Annotated in this window: 11 protein-coding genes and 1 tRNA gene; 4 read left to right on the plus strand and 8 right to left on the minus strand. The window is 55.1% G+C overall.

The genetic code is table 11. The features are described 5' to 3' along the window. Positions 1 to 10: 10 nt before the first annotated feature. A complete protein-coding gene (locus OCA8868_RS02615; protein WP_093995495.1) occupies positions 11 to 1,327 on the minus strand; it encodes an ATP-binding protein in 1,317 nt (438 codons plus the stop codon). Positions 1,328 to 1,380: 53 nt separating this feature from the next. On the opposite strand from OCA8868_RS02615, the gene OCA8868_RS02620 reads away from it, so the two are divergent. Continuing rightward, a complete protein-coding gene (locus OCA8868_RS02620; RefSeq protein ID WP_093994978.1) occupies positions 1,381 to 2,280 on the plus strand; it encodes an MBL fold metallo-hydrolase in 900 nt (299 codons plus the stop codon). Between the two features lie 64 nt (positions 2,281 to 2,344). Further along, a tRNA-Asn gene (locus OCA8868_RS02625) sits at positions 2,345 to 2,419 on the plus strand. 646 nt (positions 2,420 to 3,065) lie between these two features. On the opposite strand, the gene OCA8868_RS02630 is transcribed toward OCA8868_RS02625, so the two are convergent. From OCA8868_RS02630 to OCA8868_RS02660, 7 genes are all read right to left on the minus strand, one after another. After that, positions 3,066 to 3,914 (minus strand): hypothetical protein, encoded by an 849-nt coding sequence (locus OCA8868_RS02630; RefSeq protein WP_093994979.1) that lies wholly within the window; start codon positions 3,912 to 3,914, stop codon positions 3,066 to 3,068. Positions 3,915 to 4,392: 478 nt separating this feature from the next. Then, positions 4,393 to 12,516, minus strand: a complete 8,124-nt coding sequence (locus OCA8868_RS02635; protein WP_093994980.1) for a two-partner secretion domain-containing protein — start codon at positions 12,514 to 12,516, stop codon at positions 4,393 to 4,395. Between the two features lie 14 nt (positions 12,517 to 12,530). Further along, the gene (locus OCA8868_RS02640) at positions 12,531 to 14,243 is read right to left on the minus strand and encodes a ShlB/FhaC/HecB family hemolysin secretion/activation protein (RefSeq protein WP_093994981.1); all 1,713 of its coding nucleotides are present in this window, start codon (positions 14,241 to 14,243) and stop codon (positions 12,531 to 12,533) included. Next, the gene (locus OCA8868_RS02645) at positions 14,240 to 14,755 is read right to left on the minus strand and encodes an invasion associated locus B family protein (protein ID WP_179214753.1); all 516 of its coding nucleotides are present in this window, start codon (positions 14,753 to 14,755) and stop codon (positions 14,240 to 14,242) included. The genes OCA8868_RS02640 and OCA8868_RS02645 overlap by 4 nt, the downstream gene beginning before the upstream one ends. Before the next feature lie 14 nt (positions 14,756 to 14,769). Continuing rightward, the gene (locus tag OCA8868_RS02650; RefSeq protein ID WP_245848001.1) at positions 14,770 to 15,531 is read right to left on the minus strand and encodes a tetratricopeptide repeat protein; all 762 of its coding nucleotides are present in this window, start codon (positions 15,529 to 15,531) and stop codon (positions 14,770 to 14,772) included. A gap of 403 nt (positions 15,532 to 15,934) precedes the next feature. Next, entirely contained in the window at positions 15,935 to 16,696 is a 762-nt protein-coding gene (locus OCA8868_RS02655) for an SDR family NAD(P)-dependent oxidoreductase (RefSeq protein ID WP_093995496.1), read from the minus strand. Positions 16,697 to 16,713: 17 nt separating this feature from the next. Next, on the minus strand, positions 16,714 to 18,312 hold the full coding sequence (locus OCA8868_RS02660) for a GMC family oxidoreductase (protein ID WP_093994984.1): 1,599 nt from the start codon (positions 18,310 to 18,312) through the stop codon (positions 16,714 to 16,716). Between the two features lie 112 nt (positions 18,313 to 18,424). On the opposite strand from OCA8868_RS02660, the gene OCA8868_RS02665 reads away from it, so the two are divergent. Beyond that, positions 18,425 to 19,654, plus strand: a complete 1,230-nt coding sequence (locus tag OCA8868_RS02665; RefSeq protein ID WP_093994985.1) for a TRAP transporter substrate-binding protein — start codon at positions 18,425 to 18,427, stop codon at positions 19,652 to 19,654. Between the two features lie 129 nt (positions 19,655 to 19,783). Continuing rightward, positions 19,784 to 20,479, plus strand: coding sequence for a TRAP transporter small permease (locus OCA8868_RS02670; protein ID WP_093994986.1), 696 nt, complete (start codon positions 19,784 to 19,786; stop codon positions 20,477 to 20,479). The last annotated feature ends 1 nt before the right edge of the window (position 20,480 follow it).

Here is a 20,480-nt window from a genome sequence, read left to right on the forward strand (position 1 = left end):
TTTCAACGCGTTACCGCCCAAGCACGATCTCCGCTTTCAGGCCTCCCAAATCCGCACTTTCACCCAGCCGCAGTACGCCACCATGCGCACGCGCAATATCTTCGACAATCGCCAAGCCAAGCCCGACACCTGTGCCGCGGTTTTGGTTACGTGCGGGATCAAGGCGCGTGAACGGGCGTACGGCGTCGTCTCGCTGCTCTATGGGGATACCCGGTCCGTCGTCCTCAACGCAAAACACCACAGCCTTGGGGGTCATCGACACGCTAAGGCGCGCGTTGTTTCCATAGCGCAGCGCATTGCCAATCAGGTTTTCCAATGCGCGCCGGATCGCTAGCGGGCGAAGCGCGACTTCGCCATCGTTTTCCATAACGCCTGCCGTCACCGCCTGCCCCATACGTTCGGCGTCCGCTAAAATAGTTGCCGCCATTGCAATCGGATCAACCATTTCCGCCTCGCCCTCAGCGTCGCCACGGGCGAAATCAAGGAATGCATCAAGCAGCCCCTGCATGTCATCAACATCGCGCACCAGCGGTGCAGCCTCGTCTTCGTCCATCATCCCAAGGCCAAGCCGCAAGCGGGTTAGCGGTGTGCGCAAATCATGGCTAACGCCCGATAGCATCATTGTACGGGTATGGGTCTGACGCTCGATCCGGTTGCGCATATCAAGGAATGCATGCCCTGCCGCGCGAACCTCATTTGCGCCGGCGGGATGATACGGCACCACGCGCCCGCGCCCGTATTCCGCCGACGCCGCCGCAAGTCGTTTGATCGGGCGCAGCTGATTTCGCAGATAAAAATAGGCGATTAATGTCATCAGCGCCCCAAGCACAATAAGCCAGACCAGCAATTGGTGCGGATTGGATGCAGACACCCGCCAACGCTGGAATTCGATCTTCATTGGGCCATGTGCGCTCTCAAACCACAGCTCAACCCTGCTGGTATCTGGAAGCACAATGGGGCCAAGATCGTCCATTGTTTCATGAAGCGTGCGCTCAACTACGCCGCCCGTTAGGTCAAACCAGCGGCGCTCGTCCGACGTCGGCATCCCCAGCGCAGGGACGGTCAGTGTTAGCCCCAGCGGCATGGCGACGTCTTCCCCAACAGCCTGTAAGTCTGACAATTCTGGTGACGCGTTCACCGCATCCTGCACATACAGAATATCCAAGGATACAGAACGCGTCATCTGTCCTGTCACTTTTTCGAAATGGCGTTGAACAATACCAATCGAGATTACCAGTTGAAGCGTAACGACGGGCAAAACAAGGATCAGAGCCGCCCGCCCATAGAGCGAACGCGGCATGTATTGTTTAAGCCATTTGAAAGACATGCGATAAGCCATGACGCGACGCTAATGCGAAATGACAGACAAGGAAACGCAGTATGAGCAATGTGCCCCCAAAGGCGGGTGTTCCGGTGCAATTGGAAGACGGACTATCCTGCGTGCTGGCCCCGAACCCTTCCCCGATGACCTATTGGGGAACGAACACCTACCTGCTTGGAACAGACAGCCTCGCCGTCATTGATCCTGGGCCCTTAGATGATGACCACCTTAGGGCCTTGATAGCCGCAATTGATGGCCGCCCCGTTAGCCATATCTTGGTGACACACAGCCATTTGGACCATTCCCCCCTCGCCCGCACATTGTCTGATCTGACATCGGCGCCGATTCTCGCGTTCGGCGACAGCTCTGCTGGGCGATCTGAAGTGATGTTGGCCCTCGCCGCGTCCGGAGAGATGGGCGGTGGTGAAGGCGTGGACCATGATTTTAAACCAGATATTCTGTTATCCGATGGTGAGGTCATCGACGGCGGCGATTGGCACATCACAGCGCGGCACACGCCAGGTCACTTCGGCAATCACCTGAGTTTTCTATGGGGCAATGCGGCATTTACCGGCGATCATATGATGGGCTGGGCCAGCTCCCTTGTGTCGCCCCCCGATGGTGATCTGACTGATTTTATGGCGTCCTGCGCCGCGCTTTCCAAAACTGCGATGTCTCGCGCCTATTCGGCCCACGGCGCGCCTATCCTTGACGCACAATCCCGCCTTGCCGATCTTGTTGCACACCGGTTGGGTCGTGAAGCAGAAATTCTAGCGGCCTTGCGCAAAGGCCCTGCCACTCCGGCCGAATTAACCAACCGTATCTACAAAGACATCGCCAACCCCTTAATTCCAATGGCCCAACGCAATGTTCTGGCTCATCTTGTGGACCTAACCCAACGCCACAAAGCCTCCTCGATGGGTCCACTGTCAGCCACGGCGCAATTTGTCCTGACGTGATGCGAAAAAACCTATCACCCCCCCTAGACGCGCCAGAATCTCATGGCTATACGGACGCAGGTTTTCCGGCGTAGCTCAGCGGTAGAGCAGTTGACTGTTAATCAATTTGTCGTAGGTTCGATCCCTACCGCCGGAGCCAATTCACTCAATAAAAGCAAATATTTAAAGCTCAATCGCTGAACGAATTTTGCTCTTATCTACTGCGTGTAGGCACCGTGTAGACATCTATATCTAGCGTCGTGAATCAAAACGTCGCACCCCAAAATGTTTCATCCTTTCGTGATGTGAACCGTCTCCAAGGCGGGCATGATCTCCCAAAGGAATCGTGCATCGGCATAACCAACGTGACCTTTTTGGTATTTCACAGACAGATTCCGCAAACGCATCAGGTCGGTTGAGGTAAGCCGTTTCGGACTCGGTCGCGGAAACCATCAGGGCCAGCTGCTACGAGTGCCGCGCAAACAGGCCGGACACACGTCTGCTTCTGACCAGTCCAAGTCACTTCAAAAATATCTTGCTATGCAGGAGCTATCCACACAAGATATTGGTCGAAATCTCAGCTTTTTGAGGTGCCGAGATCTGCGATGCGAAGAGGCATGTCATTGACTATGTTCTTGCCAAAGTCCGCTCGCGGCTCAAAGCAATCAACAAACACGGTTGCTGCCGAACTTAAAATTCGAAAAAATCGTAGTTCTTAGCAATATGCGAAGAATTACATCGTACCACCCGTTCCCCACAGTGTTTTCAGTTTCGACATTTGGCGTAGGTCAGTGAAGAGACGGACCTTAAGGTTCGTTGCGAAGACGGTATGCGAATTTTGAAATCCCCGGAAATTTCCAAAGGCGTTGCGCAGGCGTCAATTCGGCTACTTCTGGAATAGCTTCAAATGCCTCCACCAAGCACATGCGTACAGTGCTATTTTCTGCTGTGCTTGAATTATTTAACAAAGAAAAATACCGTCGGTTAAGGCGTTCAAAAAAGCGTTCCTTTAGATCAGGTTCAAGGATGTCCCTAATATATGGATCGTTTCGGATGTCATCCATAGTTACGGCGTTCGGGAAATTCTGTTGCCACTGTTCAAGTGGAACTTCACGTAACTGTTGCTCGGTCCGCATCCGCGCCTCTTCAGCGCCGACGGTAGATCTCTCCATCTCAGCGTCAATCTCTTCGTGGACCCGTTCAAGGATGGTGATCAGGCTCTGATTACTATCGCAAGGGTGCTGCGTCGATTCAACATCCGCCGCCAAAAAACCAATCTGCTGCACGCGAGTTTTCAAACCGGAGAGGAATATCCCCTCCTCCGTTAATAAGCTTGGATTTCCAAAGCGCAGCACTGCCCTGTCGTAACGCGCGACTGCGGTGTCAAAATAATCATCCGCTATCTGCATGGCCTCGTCGGGCCGCATGTCCATCAAGGCGCTATGCGCAATGTACCGCTGGGCGTAAACTAATGTGGTTTGATCCAGCTCGAACGTCCACATTTCGCAACCCAACGCATCATCCACTTGAACTTGAATATCCGCCGCCCAATTTCCTTCGGCGTTGTACCCTACAAACTCCGAACAATTGGCAAGCGTTGATTGCGGAACCACTGCAAGCGCAGCAAATATTGCGAGATACTTGATACGCGACATAAAAAATCCCTTCAAATTAACAAATTCTCACCTGCTTTTGGTATTGGGTTCCACCACCGGAACGAAATCTGGTCGAACATAATTGACGGCTTCATTTGGAAATCAGACGCCAATGGGCTTATTCAATGTCACAACGTTGAGCTGCCTTGCAGGATTGATTAGAGATGGCATTAATTGTCGGCCATATCATCAAGTTTCTCCATCGACGTTTGGCTGTAAGAAAGCATGAAGCTCATTCATGGCGCGAAGTGGGGCCCAGGAATCGTGCGTTTCATACCCTGGCGGAGTATCAAAAGAGCTGACAACTTCCGAGCGCGGCCGCGTCCATTCAAAAACAAGTTTGAGGTCCGCTTTGCCAAACTCTCCGGAACTTAGCCGCGAAACCGACAGATAAAATTGACGGGAATGAGACTCAGGTTCGGGCGCACCAGGTCTCTCTAAATTGGCTTTTATCCAATTCAATATCTCTAATGTTCGGCTATTCAAGTACATCTAAGACTGGTCCTAACGTGACTGGGGGGTGCGTTCCATAAGCAGAACCACCGGGGACAAATACCTGCCAATTACCGCCAGAAACGCCACCGTTCCAGCTTTGCGGGGCGATAAGCCCTTCTAGAACACCGATCGGTTGATTGATCGTCGCAGCATTCAGTTGGGTCGCAGGATTTCCTTCGGGAAGCGCCAAATTATCAATTACCTGCTCCGGAGTTTGGCCAGCAGCATTGGGAGTCAAGAACTGGCCTGATGGGGCGTCTCCTGCGTTGACCCCACCGTATGCACCAAATGTTTCGCCAGGAAGCGCCTCTCGGACATAGATAGGGCCGTCAAAAGACTCCACAAATGATTGTGCTTGCCCCGGTGGAATTCCCATATCGAGAAGATACTGTTCCGCCTGAGCCGGCGAGACCTCGTACCGAGTAGTCGGAGCAGGCGGTGCCAAGATGTCGTCTGCGGCCTGAGTGCCATTAACGCTTACGCCGTTAGGCAGTTCTACATTCACCCCTGTATTTGGTACCCCAACAACATCGTCGACCAAACCAGTCGGGATGTCACCTACATTCACGACAGTCACATCATCCGCCGTTGCCCGTGGACCACTGATCGTCAGGACGTCGTCAATGACACGCCCGCCTTTTACCGCAATCAGAACGCCACCACCAAGGTCGACAACCATCGCACCTGCGTCGATCCAGCTTTCGATCTGGATCGCTTGTTCAGGTGTAGCGCCAGCTGCGATCAACATCGCTTCAGTCGGGTTTTGCGTTGGCGTGCCGTTCACGACGGTCACCGCACCGTCAATCAGCTCGTCTCCCTGACCGATTACCGCGGCACCCGCTGCCAATGCGCAACCCGTACCGGCAGTCCCGAAACAAACCAAACCGACGCCAGCGGCTGTTATACCGGACATGAACAGGTTCATACCGCCATCATAGCTGGACGCGCGGGTAACAATGTTGATGCGTGCATCCAGCATCGATTGGCCGCCTGACTGTACTTCGCGCATTTCGCTAACGATCAATTGATCGAGGTCGCGTCCGTATTCCAAGTTCTGGTCAAGCGTGTCTGATCCGACCGTGAACATACCACGTGAATCGCCCCAGTTCTCACTTTCCCATGTGAGGAACTTTTCTGCTTCATCCAGATTACTTGCACATGTGGTAGACACTGTTGACCCTGCACATGACGCAAGCATCGCGTTGGTATTGTTCAAAGAGTCCAGCTTAAGCGCATTTATCGCATCGGTAATGGCCGCGTCGTACTGGTTGGCAAGACTTGTAAGCAAGAAGTAGTTGTTAGGTCCAACGCGCAACCCGTGGTCCATAATCCCAAGAGCCTCCAATGCATTGATCAAATCTTGATCCACTTGGCATGAACTTACCCCACAGTAATTTCTAGCTCGGGTGAAACCGTCCAGTACGTTCAAGAGTTCGTCTGCACGTTCACGTTGCTTTTCGGTGAGGTAATTGTTTTCAAATGCTGACACCGCATAGCCGGACGCGGCCGAGACATTTTCCGCTTCACCACCAGAAATAACCCAACCGACCACAGCGCCGACCAAGGCAATCTGCTGCGAATTTGCTTCCTTCCAAGCGAAGTACTCCGCGGTTCCGTAGGCCGGGGCCGCGTCACCCAACTGAGCCGTATAAAGCTGTTCGGCCAATGCACCCGCAGCACCTGCGGCGCAGTCGGCTCCGCCCAGTTCGGCTACAGCACAGCCCAAGGCCACGTGGCTGACCACATTGCCGAGGCTGCCAGCAATGTAGGTCTCGCCGATCACATTCTGAATGTCGCTTTGCGCAAGACTCACGAGTGTTTGGCCCATGCCAGCCACAAAACTATCGCCAAAGTCCGTGCCATAGATCGCGCTGGACAGGCCCGAAGTGAGGGTGTTGTCCACCACCCCTTCTAGGATCTCCGTCAATGAGAAGTTTCCGTTTCCGAAACCAAGCAAGGACGTGCCTGCGGCGTCACCAAGCTCAATGCCCAAGGTGTCGAGGTTGATGCCCGCTGTCAGCCCCGAAGACACCCCCGCGAACACGGCCCCTTCCAGAATGTCGCCAAGGTCAAAGTCACCGGACACGATACCGTCGAAGCCTTCGACAGCAAAATTGACCGCGAAGGAGTCGATACCCGTAGCAAGCGCATTCAAGAATGTGCTGCTGGTTTCGGTGATCCCCAAAAGCGACCCACCGAAGCCACCTATGCCTTGTGTAACAACGATGCTCACCAGCGCTTTAAAGACCGGGGACAGCGCCTGCGTTTCTTCATGGAAATATTCGTACGCCAGTTCGTCGGATACGATCGCGATACCGTCGAGCGCCAACAGTTCTGCGGGGAACAAATCACTTGGGTTTGGCGTATCAACGCCAGCTTGTTCGTAGATGGTTAGCGATGCTTTGCCACCAATATCAAATGAATAGCTGCCCCCCGAAATTGTGGCGTAGTCCGCTGACTCCTCATATATCGTCGTGGTTTCGGTTGTGGCGAGTACGACGCCCATCTCGGAGGAAAAGCTTTGGAAGCTATTTGACAAAACCGCCGCTTCGACCGTGAAGTCGCCGCCGGTTTGAATGCTCAGACGACCGCCTGCTGTGAGGCCGCCGCCCGTAAGGACCGTGTCAGCACCGGAGACCACCGTCAGGTCGACACCGGCCAAAGTATCCGTGCCAGAGCTGATCTGTTCAACGGACGACGTCTGAGCCGCGCTCGACAAAAGCCCACCCAGCAGAGAAGACGAGTAAGAATAGGATTCAGAATCGACATCCGTGTAGGTGCCAAGGAGGATGTCGCCGTTTGTGCTATTGAGCAGCGCATCGCCACCCGCCGTCAGGTCGGCTCCGGCCAAGGTCAGGTTGCCTTCTTCTGCCGACAACGCCAGGTCACCGCCCGCTGTCACCTGCGCACCAATGTTGGTCACCGTGTCACGGGCATATTGGTCGCTGAAGCTTGAAAACCAACCACCGCTCTCGCTGCTGAAGCTTTCGTGGAACTGGGTCGTTGCGGCTGCAAGTGTCAGATCCTGCGCCGCTGTGACAGTGATGTCGCCCGCCGCTGTAAGTTCTGTTCCGTATAGGGTGATGGACGCATCGGAATTCATGACCAGATCGTTGCCGCTGCTGAAGGATGCGACGTTTGCTTCTGAATAGAAGAATTCGCCGCCTTCGCGATCTTCGCGGAGCACTTGAGTAAGGGCCCCGACGACCATATCGCCGCCAGATTGCAAGATCATATCGCCGCCGCTGTTCAGCTGCGTCCCGATTAATGTCAGGTCTGTCGCGCTTGAAATACTAAGGGTGCCCGTTGCATTGATTGCTGTCGGAATGTTGACGACATTGGACACAAGGTCGGGGTTTGATGATGTCTCGTCGAATAGGCTTGCGACGGTGTCCCCGCCTGACAGTCCAAGGGCATTGTCAAACCCACCAAAGGTGATCGCCCCTGTTGCCGTGTTCAGCGTGATGTCTTGGCCCGAAAGCTGGGTCCCGTTCAGCGTGATCGAATTCGTCGCAGCCAGCAGGATGTCGCCGGAGGCGATAAACGCGCCGCCGTTACCAAAGATATCATCCGCTAGAACGATCAGTTGCCCCGACCCATCCAACGCATAAGGCGCACCTTCGCCAAACAAGCCGTCAGGCAAGCCGACGCCGTCAAATGCAACCGCGAAATCAAACGGTGCCAGATTGATCGCACCAGCGGGGCCGCGAGGGGCCGTGAGCGCATTGACTAATTCATCACGGAATTCCAACCGCCCCACGCCCATAAGGTAGTTGGACGTCAGAAAGCCTGACATTGTGGCATAAGCCGGATCGGTTTCAGCGAATGTGCTTTCGCCAACATTTACGGTCGTCCCAACGCTGCCGGTGGTCATAATATCGGGATCGTCGACACCCGGTGTATTCGGCCCGCTCAAAAGCCCGACTGTTCCGGTATCAACCCCAAGGTTTGGATCTGTCCCAAAGTTGGTATTTGCAACGATGTCATCAATTGCGGGCGTTGACGCCGCCCCAAGCGAGGTTGCCAAAGCTGTAAGTTCCACAGCATCAACGAGCGGACCGACAGAGCCTGCGGGCAAGCTCATTGCGGGCGCTGTTAGTCCTGTCGCACCGGCCTCTGAGACGGATGTGTTGTTGACGACCCCTGCCGAAATAACCAAGTCGCCACCGCTTCGCAGTTCGGACTGCGTGGTGCTAGAGACCCATGTATCCGTCTGCACAACGGCGGTGGTGGTGATGTAACGTGTGCCCCGGATGATACAGACGATAATGCGCAACTTGCAGTAGCGCTGAGCCGTCACAGTGTCTTCGTAGACAACTTGTTCCGTCGTAAGGTCGGTCCCGACGTTGTTGAGCCGATTGGCAATAATCGTCAGATCACCACCTGCTTCGATGGACGAATACGAATTGGTGACTGTCCCGGCTTGGATCAACAGATTATTGGACGCCCAAATCTGCGCGGGAACGTCAACAAACCCAGCGGTTTGGACGGTACGTTCGTCCCGTGTTGTGACGTTGCCAATGACGGTCGTAACCAATGTGTCAGTTGAGATAATCGTAGGGTCTGGGCGTGAATTTTCGATCACATCAGCGCGAAGAACCATGTCGCCGCCCGTCGCAGCCACGACGCCTGAATAGTTGTTCAATGCGGCTGCGTGAGTTGTACCCAGCCCAGCAATCAGAACACTACCTGCACTGGCGATGGTGCCTTCATCATTGGTGACCGTATCATCCGTGCGCAGCGTCAAATCTGACCCTGCCGCGATCGTCCCACCGGCGTTGGTGATGTTGCCGCTTGAAAGCAGTTCAAACGCTCCGTCGGTTTGGAAAAGTCCAGCGTTTGCGAATGACCCACCCAGATCGAGCAGTACATCGCCACCAAACTGGACGGTTTCACCGCTGGCGATGGAAAGGCTTTCTGTTGCAAGCGACACAGCCGTCAGGCCGTCAGACCGAATACGCCCAAATGCATCAGCCGTGAACGTGCCACCGTATCCGTCGGCAACTACACTGACGATGTTGCCGCCGCTAAGCACACCCGTTGTTCCAAGGTTCAGGTTGCCGCCGACACTGATATAGCTTTCGGCGGCGGCCACTTCGCCGCCAAACGTCGCGTTGCCGCTTGTGGCGGTCAAATAAAGGTCACCAACGGACAAATAATCGCCTGAACCTGAAACGCCTGTCGCGGCCGTCAGGTTGACCAGTTGTCCGGCCGCAATCGTGCCGTTGTTGGCAATCTGGCCTGCGGACACCACCACAAGACGGTCATCACTATAGATCGTTCCTGCATTCGTCAACGCGCCGGATGTCGTCGTTATGGTCGCAAGTTGGGACGCGATCAGCGCGCCGCTATTTGCCAGCGTATCTGCTTTGATCTCAAGCTCTTTGATGGCTTGGATTGATCCGCCGTTGTTGAGCGATGCGTTAATTTTAATCGTATCCGCCGAGATTTCACCGCTTGCGTCCGTCGTCAGCATATCAGCTGAAGCCAAATTAATATCATCCACCGCTGACACGTCGCCTGACACTGTCATCGCACCCTGCGACGTCAACGTCAGGTCCGCCCCTGAAAGGATATCCCCAGTGCTTTGCAAGGCAGCCGTCGTTGCCACATCCAGCCCAGTGCGCGCGATAAGCGTGCCGCTGTTCGTAAACGCACCGCTGTTCAGTGCCAGCGCCTGACCTACTTGTAGGGTGTCGCTATTCGAAAACCCGCCCGTGTTCAATGTGGCGTCCTGCACCACGGTCAATGTGCCAGAGTTTGTGAACGTACCGGTCGTAAACGTCGCGTCCTGTCCTGCGGAAAGAACGCCATCATTCAGGAAGGAACTTGAGGCTGAAACGGTCGCGGTCTGCGCCATGGTCAACGTGCCGGTGTTGATCACATCGTTCGCCGTCATTGCGGCCAGCCCGCCAACGGTCAATGTGCCGGAGTTCGCAAACGTGTTCGCATTCAACGTGACATCCTGAAGACTGGTCAACGTCCCCGTATTGGTGATGGCGCTTGAGTCGATCGTGGCTGTTTGCAGGGCGTAAATTGTACCGCTGTTGGCCATGGTCCCTGTTGTGTCGATATCCAAAAGCCCAGCCTGTGCTATGCCTTCGTTTACAAAGGATGCGGCTTTGATCCCGACAGTCTGCGCGACCATTTGTGCATCTGTTGCCGCCGAAAACGCGCCAGCGACATCAATGCCGATGACATCGTTAGATGACAGGCTGCCGCTGTTAGTCAGATCCGTTGTAGAGGCCAACGTCAGGCTATCGCCGCCATAGAGCGTGCCAGTGTTAACAAGAACGCCTGACGTGGTGGTGAGCGCCAAAGTTTCGGTGGCGGCCACGGTGCCGTTGTTTGTCAGGGTCGGTGCCGCAAAACGCACGATACGCGCCGTCAGACCTGAGCCCGCTGCAAACAACAAAGCCCCCGGGTTCGTCAGGTCAAAAACATCGGCCTGCACAACACCTGCGTTTGTAAACGAGTCCGCTGCATCCGTGGCCAGTGTAAGCTGACTGCCCAAAACTCCTGTCGCTTCGTTTGTGATATCGCCAGAGGTCGCTACCAAAGTTGTCGAATTGGTCGACCAAATGGTGCCACCGCTGGTCACGTCGGCGCCACTGACCATCGTGTCTGCACTGGTGATGATACCGCCGTCGAGGACACGCGCGGTGTCGAGCGCATCAAGGGTCACCGATGTTGTTGCAACAACGGCGCCCGCGATGGTCATGTCTCCATCGGCGGACAGCGTAGCCGTATCAGCCGCTTGCAGCACAGCACTGCTGCCGACAGACAAATCTGATCCGGCGGTCAGCACCGCGTCACTTGTAACTGCGACCTGCCCCAGCAGTGAAAGATCGGCTGCGGCCGTAATACCGATGGCGTCCGTCTGCATCACAGCATCCGCGCCGATAAGGACATCACCGGCTGTCGATGTGATCTCTAGAGCATTTTGCGCTGCGATGGCGGCAGAGATGTTATTCAGGCCTGCACTCTCAAGGCTGACGACGCCGCCCAAAAGCGCGCCATTTGCCTCGATCAAATTTCCGGACGTGATTTCTACAAGATCGCCGCCTTCGGACGCCACAACACCGCTTAGGTTAATCGGGCCCGTTGAAACAACCCGGACTGTTCGTGTTGCCCGGACTTGCGGCGTGTTGGTGGCCGTCGGCGCACCGATGCTCAACTGGCCACTTGCAGAGATTGAGATATCGCCCGTGGACGCCATCGTGCCATCGGTATGAACACCAACACCGCTTTCGGTGGCGATCATACGCATGGCGTTGGCATACATGCCGCCAAGCGCGCTGACATCCACAGATAGCAATGGTGCAGTTCCTTCACCGGCCTGTGGTGTGATGCCAGTCATGGTGCCCGTGGACGGATCATAGGTCCAATCGTAGGCAACTTCATTGGCGCCAGCGATCACATTGATGCTGTCAGCGCGCATTGCCCCGTAGATTTCAGCGGCGCGGGCGATGACATCTACGCGACCCGTGTCCGAAAGGCCGATACGGCTACTTGGGTTCATCCCGCCTGGGCCGACCCGCACAACGCCACGGCGCACGTCAAACCCGTCAAACGCTCCATTCGCATCAAAAACCGTCGTGCCAGTCGTCAACGTGGCGCGATCTGTGTTGATAAATCCACAACCGTTACAGGTGATTCCAAACTCATTGGCCAGCACCACATCCATGTTTTCGCCAGCAACCTCTAGAATACCAGTGAGTTCAGACTCACTGCCGCCCACGATTTCACCAATCCAGAGGCCAGCTTCTTGGCCCGTTGCTAAATTCGGGTTTCCTTCGATAATCCCGCCAAGGCCAGATTGGGTGTTCGTTGCAGAGTTGTTGAGAATCACATCGCCGACAGAAAAAGAGTCGTAAACATCCTGGGAAACGCCATTACTGTTTGGCGTATTGATGTTGATGACAGGCGTGCCATTTGCAGCAGATCCCACATGAGGGCGCACCCCATTGTCCGGCCCTATGAGAACGATATCCTGCGCAGCAAGAAGCGCCGGTTGCATTGTCAGCAACCCGCACAACACGACACTTACCGCATTGTTAAGGTTATGTTTCAAGACCTTAGGGTTGATACCAAACATGCCAAACATGCCAAACTCTTTCCTCAAAACTCTTTGCGCAATTCAAACCGCATCACAGTGCGAGAATCTTCGAACGCTGACGTCGTATTGGGTGCGTTTTCATCGGGGCGACTTAGCGCATGTGCCACCCCTACACTTAATGTTGTGTCAGCACCAAAATCGAAATCAGCGCCCACGGATACACCGATTAGAACCCGCTGGTTCCATTCGCGCAACCGTGACGGGTTAATATAGCCAAAATCCAACCCAGCATTGAATTTGTACGTGCCCAATTCCCAGCTTTGGCTGGGCCATTCCAGCGTATTACGCAGGTAGAACCCGTCATCACCATACATGCTGTCTTCATGAAACCCGCGCACCGTGCTCCAGCTGCCAATAGACAGTTGCTCCGAACTTGGCAGCACGTCAGGTGATGCCTGTCCTTCCAGACGCGCCCGCCAGGTAATACCCGTTTCAGCAACGGGACGCGCGTAATCAAGCCGCGCAGACCAGACGATAAAGTCAGGGTCAACGATACTGCTCACTCCGATGTTGGATCCGAGTGCGCCAAGTCCAAACCGCAACCCTGTGTTCCACTTGAATTCGCCGTTCTCCATCGTCTGTTCACCGCGTAGGCCAAGATGACCGATCGTGAGATTGCGTCGTTGAGTCGTCAATTCAACGCCTTCGATGAAACTGCGCGACTGGGTGATCTCCACGCCGCCCGTAGCGTAAAATTTGCTTGTCTGATCGCGACTTAACAACACCTCTGTGCTGTAGCCGAAGCTCACGCTGTCGCCTTCAACGGTATAACTTTGATTAATCCCTACGACTGGAAGTCGGTACTGACTTCCAGACAATGAAAACGAATGCGCCCAATCTCCAACTGGAACACCCCAGTCAAACGCCAAGGATTCCGAAAAGCGGCTGTTTCTGCTGTCAAACAATGTCGTGGACAACGTGACGCTGAATTCATCGTTACGGTTCGCCAAATTATCGTAGCCGAAGGTCAGACCACCTTTAAACTCGCCTGTGGCCTCTTGTCCCTGGTTGCTCAGGGTTGATGACAATGACCACGGGCGCCCGTCTTGTACCGCAACCGCGACCAAACTATCACCCGGTTTGGTACCAGGAATGAAATTTGCTTCTGCGGATGCAGACGCCGGTCCATTCAGATTGTCATAGCCTTGTTCCAGCTCTCGCAAATCCAACAAAGCGCCAGGCCCAACGGGGAAGGCCGTTGTCAGGCGGGCGTCTGCAGCACTACCGTCGCCATAAACGAAGTCTTCAATCACGCCTGCGATGACAGCGATCTCAAGATCACCGTCAGAGACATCTTGTTCGGGCAAATAGGCACGTGTCGTGATCAACCCAATATCTTGATACTCGATATTGATGGTGTTCAATGCCGCGCCGATATCAGTTGCGGTTGCGCAGGTTCCAATCAAGCGATCAGCTGCCTTGGGACGTGGCCCCGCGTTTTCCCATCCGGTAATGAGTATTTCTGACAAGTCAAAACAAGGGCCACCTGCGCCGACGGTCAACAGATCTACGTCTGGTGCGACGATACCGTCACCGGCTGGGCCATCCGTTTGCTGTGGTTCTAAATCGGGCAGGTTGTCGCGTGCAGCTTGGGTTTGAATCGCATCATCAATCAGGGCTTGATCTGCTGTCGAAATGGGCTGGGCGGTAGCAGACCCTGCGATCGCCGATACGACCACTGCAATCACTGTAAAATTCAAAGCGGAATTCATCATTGCTGTCGTTCATACTCACGCCATGCTGCGCTGAAGCCCCGCAAGGAAACTGGAAACTCTACAGCGCGATCACGACCGACCCATACGCGAAACCGGGCGTCTAACCCGCGGCGGAACGCAGACAAGGCCTGACCGGAAACTTCAAACCCGGCATAGCAGGCCTGCACGTCGCAGATTTCATAGAGCACCCGAAAGGGGCGGCGCGCATCCACCCGTAATTCAACCCCGGGCGCAAGATAGACGCCCAAAGGGACGGTCACGACACCGAAGTGTTTACGGCCATCTTCGCTCGCGGAAATGTTCAACAAGAAGGCCTGCTCTTCGTCGCCATCAACGCCGACTGCTTGGCTTAACTGACACAGACGGTCGCCGGATGTTTGCGTGGTGCAAATTACCGACCAGTCCCCAAAAACCTCAGTGGTGAATGAAGACGTATCAGGCGCAGATACCTCTTGGGCAGCCAACGCGCCGCCCAGTCCGAACATCAAAACAAAAATAATTAACCCACGCATCATAACCCCTGCGATTACTCGCCGTCGGGTTGCGCCGGTGAAGCTGCGTGCCAATTGCGCGCGATGGTCTGCGCACGGATTAGTGCATCGGCATCAAGTTGCGCGCCGATCTCGTCGCGTAATGAGCGCGCTTCGTCAACGCCACGCACCGATGCCAGGTTGGCGTAGGCATGGGCCTGTTCCAAGTCTTGATCAACACCTGTCCCAGCAAAGTAGGCACGTGCAAGTTCATACAGGCCAAGGGGGTTACCGAACGCCGCCGTGCGTCCGAACAATTCACTTGAACGCTGCATATCGACAGGCGTTCCGACGCCGTCACGATACGCGGCAGCCAGATAATTGGTTGCCGCGATATGGTCTGATGACGAAGCTGCCTCCCAAAGTGTTAGCGCCTCTGCATCATCTTTTGTCACCCCCTTGCCTTCGGCGTAAAGAAGACCGCAATTGAACTGTCCGTTCGCATCACCGGTTTCTGCCGCCGCGCAGATAAGCTCTGCGGCCCGCTCGAAATCCTGAAGGACGAATTCACCGCCCAAATACATCAGCCCCAATCGGTTTTGCGCCAGTGCGCTTTGATCCTCGGCAGCCAATGCGTAAAGAGAGGCGGCGCGGCGCATATCTAGATCTGTACCGAGTCCCAGTTCGAACAGGCGGCCTAGGTAAAAGGCCCCGTTTGGGTCGCCCGCATCATAGGCCGCTTGGAACAGCTGTGCCGCCTCTTGAACGTCCCCGGCTTCAAGCGCCGTGATCCCGTTGGGCACATCGGCAAAAGCCATACTCGCGGCCATAGCAGTAACAACAGTAAGTCCGCAGGGGAACTTAGAAAAATAAGTCAAATCAATACTCCAAGGGTAAGCACAAGTGTTGGCGATGTGTTGAAGGAATAAAGATTTCGTTAACAATTGCAACCCAGACGCGAACTTAATGCGGCCCCAGACATGCGGGCAAGCGGCTAAAGTGTATTCGGCGCTTTTAAGGGTCGAAATACAGAAACGATCTCGAGGATGATGAGGTCAATGTCATAGGGCTTCCGACGTCATTATAGGGCTGGAGGGTTGGCGTCGTGTTTTGGAAACATTGCAAGCTCGTTTGATCAAGATTCTTAGCTCACGGAACCTCACCCTTATTTGAAAGGTGCCAAACCGAGACTCTGAGCCTTCGGCACTAATAGAAGCGCCTTTATTTCGCTGTGAACCCTCCGTCCACCATCAGGAGTTGCCCGGTGACATAGGTGGAGGCATCCGAACACAGGAACAGAATTGGCCCGTCGATATCGCCCATAGTGCCGTTGCGACCGACGCATGTCTGCGCAGCATTGCGCGCTGATCGGGCATCATCTTCAAAGACGGTAGCCGTCAGTTTTGTTGGGAAAAAACCGGGACCAATGGCGTTTGCCGTAATGCCATCACGTGACCAAGCTTCGGCCATAGCGCGGGTCATTTGGACGATGCCAGCCTTGGTTGTACCGTAAGCGATTCCGGCGGGAAACGCCCGTGTGGCTTGAAGCGAAGCGAAATTAACGATCCGCCCCCAACCCTTTGCACGCATTGCTGGCACAAAGGCCTGTGACAGGAAAAACGGCGCACTAAGGTTGAGCGCAAGGGTCTGGTCCCAGCCCTCTGGCGTCACATCATCGGCGGGTTCGCGGGTGTTTATGCCCGCAGCATGCACAAGAATGTCGGGTGCGCCAAACGGCGTTGAGATATCCTGCGCTGTTTGCGCAAGGTTGGCTCGATCGCCCACATCCGCGACGACACGGGCGGCGGATGCACCGATTTCTTTGCACAGGCTGTCGAGAGGATCCGCACTGCGCGCGACCGCCACAACGCGCGCGCCTGCCGCCGCAAGTGTGAGCGTTGCACGCCGCCCAAGGCCCGAGCTGGCCCCAGTGATGCAAGCGACTTTACCGGTCAGGTCGAAAAGGTCTCCCGGCTCTCGCATATGGCCCAAATTTGCCATTAGGCGTGGTCTTCCAGAATAAGATCGCTCGCTTTTTCGCCAATCATGATCGCCGGAGCATTTGTATTGCCTGACACGATTTCAGGCATGATCGAGCAGTCGGCCACTCTGAGCCCGCTAATTCCGTGAACGCGCAACCGAGCGTCCACAACGGCGGCTGAATCGCTGCCCATCTTGCAGGTGCCCGTCGGGTGATAAATCGACGCGGTATTATCACGGACCCAATCCAACGTGGCGTCGTAATCATCCATGGGCAAATCAGCGGAGGGGCGGAACTCTTCCGAGATTTTAGCGGCGAGCGGCTCCTGCTGGGCAATCGTGCGCGCGATATTAACGCCGGCAACGATGGTTTTGCGATCGTTCTCGGTCGACAGATAGTTAGGATTGATTGCCGGGTATTGCCGCGGATCGGGGCCTTTTAGGCGAATTTCGCCAGTAGATTCGGGGCGAAGCTGACAGACTGACATCGTAAACGCGCTGAACTTATCCGCACCTTTCCCGGGGTTCTCCGCCGAAAGGGGCTGCACGTGGAACTGGATATCGGGTGTGGCCACTTCGGGTCGCGTTTTGAAGAAACCCGTTGCAAGACTTGCCGCCATTGCCATCGGACCTGTGCGGGTCAGGATGTATTTCAACCCGATCTTGGCTTGACCGAACAGCGTGGCGACTTCGTCATTCAACGTGGGTTCATTGCACTTGTAGACCAGCCGCGCTTGCAGATGGTCTTGAAGGTTCTTGCCCACGCCCTTGAGATCTGTGTGAACGTCAATGCCGTGCTCTTGCAAGTGACCGGCGTCACCAATGCCCGAAAGCATCAACAGTTGCGGCGAGTTGATCGCGCCGCCACATAAGATGACCTCTTTGTTGGCAGTAACGATCTGCTCGCGCCCACTCCGGTCCGTGTAGGTCACGCCCGTGGCGCGTTTACCGTCGAGGGTGACTTTATTAACAGCAGCGTGGGTAATGATGCGCAGATTCTCGCGAGATCGGGCTGGCTTCAGGAATGCAACCGCCGAACTACAACGGCGTCCATTACGGGCAGTAAGCTGAAAGAAACCTACCCCTTCCTGAACAGCCCCATTGTAGTCGGGGTTATAGGCATAGCCGGCCGCCTGCGCAGCTTTGACCCAAGCGTCGGTGATAGGTCGGTGGATCCTAATATCAGAAACTGAAAGAGGCCCGTCACTACCATGAAACTCATCCGCGCCGCGCATGTTGTTTTCGGAGCGTTTAAACAGTGGCAGGACATCGTCCCAACTCCAGCCAGCGTTCCCCATTTGCGCCCAGCGATCATAGTCTTGCGGCTGGCCACGGACATACAACAACCCGTTCAGGGAAGACGACCCGCCCAACACCTTACCCCTCGGCCATTCGATCGAGCGATTGTTCAGCCCAGGATCGGCCTCCGTTTTGTAGCACCAGTCAACCTTCGGATTGTGAATCGTGCGGAAGTAACCGACGGGAATGTGGATCCAAGGATTCGTATCGGGCCCACCCGCTTCAAGCAGGGTGACAGTGTTACTTGGGTTGGCACTTAACCGGTTCGCCAAGACGCATCCCGCAGAACCTGCACCGACAATAACATAGTCTGTTTTCACACTTGGCTCCTTGCTCACGAATTTGGCGAATTGAAAAAAACGCTTGCCTAAGTGACATAATGAAGCCCAAGATTGAGACTTCAAGTATCATTTTTGGAAAGGGAGGAAAAAAATGAAGGCTTCGAAAATACTGAGTAAAATTTCTCGACGGGATTTCTTCAAGTTATCAAGCCAGTACGGGATCTCATCCGTATTGCTTGGCGCTGGGGCACTCACGGGCGCCGCTACGCTGCCCAATATCGCGAGGGCGGTCGAATCGACCTATGATCGTCGTTACGGCAAGGAAGCGAAGCATACTTTGACACTAGGCGCCGCCGGTTTTAACCAACAGAACCTACTGATCGAGCGTGCTGGCGTCTTGGAATTCGCCCGTGATCTTGAAGAGCGGACAGACGGCGAAATCCGTGTTGAGTTCATCGGCGACAACCAGATCTGCGGACAACTTTCTTGCGCAGAAAAGGCGCAGTTGGGCGTGATCGACATGTATTCTGCTTCCACGCAGAACTCTGCTGGGTCCACACCTTACCTGAACGTGCTCGATTACGCGTATATGTTCCGTAGCCGTGCCGACCAGTACCACTTCTTGTATTCGCCAGAGTCCATGGACCTACTGCGTAACCCACTGGAAGAACGCCACGGGTTGAAGTTCCTGTTCAGCCACTGCGAATTGCGTGGTCTACAGATGGGCAACAACTTCGCCGACAAGCCGCTCGTCACATCCGTGACCGAACTCGCTGGCACCAAGAACCGCGTAACGGGCACTCAGTTGGGTCGCATCGCGATGGAACTGTTGGACCTCAACCCTGTTCCCGTGGCTTGGGAAGAGACGCTCGACGCTCTACGCACCGGTCTGATCGACGGCGCCGAGACATGGGCATCGGCTGTGGCTTACGCCAACATGTCACCTGCTGTTACGCAGTCTGTTGATCTGCGCTTCTTCTGTGGTACCGAGCACACTGGCATGTCCGCCTCTGTCTTCGACAGCATGGAAGGCCATCTGCAGGATGCGATCATGGAATCTGCATACTTCACACAGGTACACGTTCAGGCCGCAAACGAAGCAGCGCTGGTCAACACCGTTGGCTTCTCTGATCCAGTTCTACCTGGCACAATCTTTGACGAGAACGACGTCAGGCCAGCCTTCTTGTCTGACGAAGCACGTCGTGAAGCAGAAGAAATGTGCTCGCCAGAATTTCAGCCTGCAGCTTGGGAAGAATGGCGCGAGCGGATCAACGGATGGGCCGGTGGCCGCGACACGTACCAGGAAATCTACGACGTTGCGCGTCAGAACACGCACACGCTCGCAGAGAACGTGGAACCGCGCCGCTGGTGGAAAGGCTAAGCGAGCTATCGCTTTCGGGTCGGCTGGTCTTGCCAGCCGACCCACTAACTAACATCATTAAAACCAACACGCTCGGAACCCACACGCGCACGTGGGCTCAACCACTGCCTTTGGGAGGAGGCTGTCGATATGCTGGAACTGATTGCAGAGACCGGAGATCTTTTCGCCCGGGTTTTCGCCGCCATGATTGACGTCGTGACCGGCAAAGAACCGGATTTCAACGGATTGAAACGAGCGTTGTTTGGGGAAGCCGCCTGGGTTTGGGGAACAATCGTGACCTTGGTTGGCGGGTTCATCGTTGCGCTGGTCTACCGTGCAGCACCTGTTATCGAGCGCAATATCGAACCCACATTGATGGTCGTTTCCTATCTGGCCATTGGCGCAATTATCTTCATGGAGGTGATCCGGCGCTTTGTTTTTTCCGAACAGTTTCCTTGGTCGACGACGATCCCGGGGTATTTGTTCCTGATCATGACCTGGACGGGCTGCAGCTATAATGTCCGGTTGCGCACCCACCTGTCCTTTACCGAGTTCCGTTCAAAAATGCCGCGCGCGATGCAGTTCGCAGTGCTGTTATTGGACGCTGTCCTGTGGTGGGGCATCTGTGCGTTGGTCATCGTGACCGCCTCCTTCGTGACAGCCAATTCTGGCAACAACTACGGCCTGATCACAGGCACGGACTGGTTCACATGGTGGTTCCTGATCACCCTTCCGCTGGCCTTCATGCTTCTGTCTGGGCGGGTGTTCCAAAACCTGTTCGAGGACATTCGAAATTTCCGAGAAGGCAATCCGATGATCACGCAAGCCGTGCTGGGAGGGCAGTAAT

Origin of the sequence: Octadecabacter ascidiaceicola, assembly GCF_900185015.1 — a bacterium.
GTDB lineage: Bacteria > Pseudomonadota > Alphaproteobacteria > Rhodobacterales > Rhodobacteraceae > Octadecabacter > Octadecabacter ascidiaceicola.

Coding starts and splice junctions, on each gene's coding strand:
- OCA8868_RS02615 (WP_093995495.1), bottom strand. CDS start 1,327: ATGTCTTTCAAATGGCTTAAACAATACATGCCGCGTTCGCTCTATGGG.
- OCA8868_RS02620 (WP_093994978.1), top strand. CDS start 1,381: ATGAGCAATGTGCCCCCAAAGGCGGGTGTTCCGGTGCAATTGGAAGAC.
- OCA8868_RS02630 (WP_093994979.1), bottom strand. CDS start 3,914: ATGTCGCGTATCAAGTATCTCGCAATATTTGCTGCGCTTGCAGTGGTT.
- OCA8868_RS02635 (WP_093994980.1), bottom strand. CDS start 12,516: ATGTTTGGCATGTTTGGTATCAACCCTAAGGTCTTGAAACATAACCTT.
- OCA8868_RS02640 (WP_093994981.1), bottom strand. CDS start 14,243: ATGATGAATTCCGCTTTGAATTTTACAGTGATTGCAGTGGTCGTATCG.
- OCA8868_RS02645 (WP_179214753.1), bottom strand. CDS start 14,755: ATGCGTGGGTTAATTATTTTTGTTTTGATGTTCGGACTGGGCGGCGCG.
- OCA8868_RS02650 (WP_245848001.1), bottom strand. CDS start 15,531: ATGGCTTTTGCCGATGTGCCCAACGGGATCACGGCGCTTGAAGCCGGG.
- OCA8868_RS02655 (WP_093995496.1), bottom strand. CDS start 16,696: ATGCGAGAGCCGGGAGACCTTTTCGACCTGACCGGTAAAGTCGCTTGC.
- OCA8868_RS02665 (WP_093994985.1), top strand. CDS start 18,425: ATGAAGGCTTCGAAAATACTGAGTAAAATTTCTCGACGGGATTTCTTC.
- OCA8868_RS02670 (WP_093994986.1), top strand. CDS start 19,784: ATGCTGGAACTGATTGCAGAGACCGGAGATCTTTTCGCCCGGGTTTTC.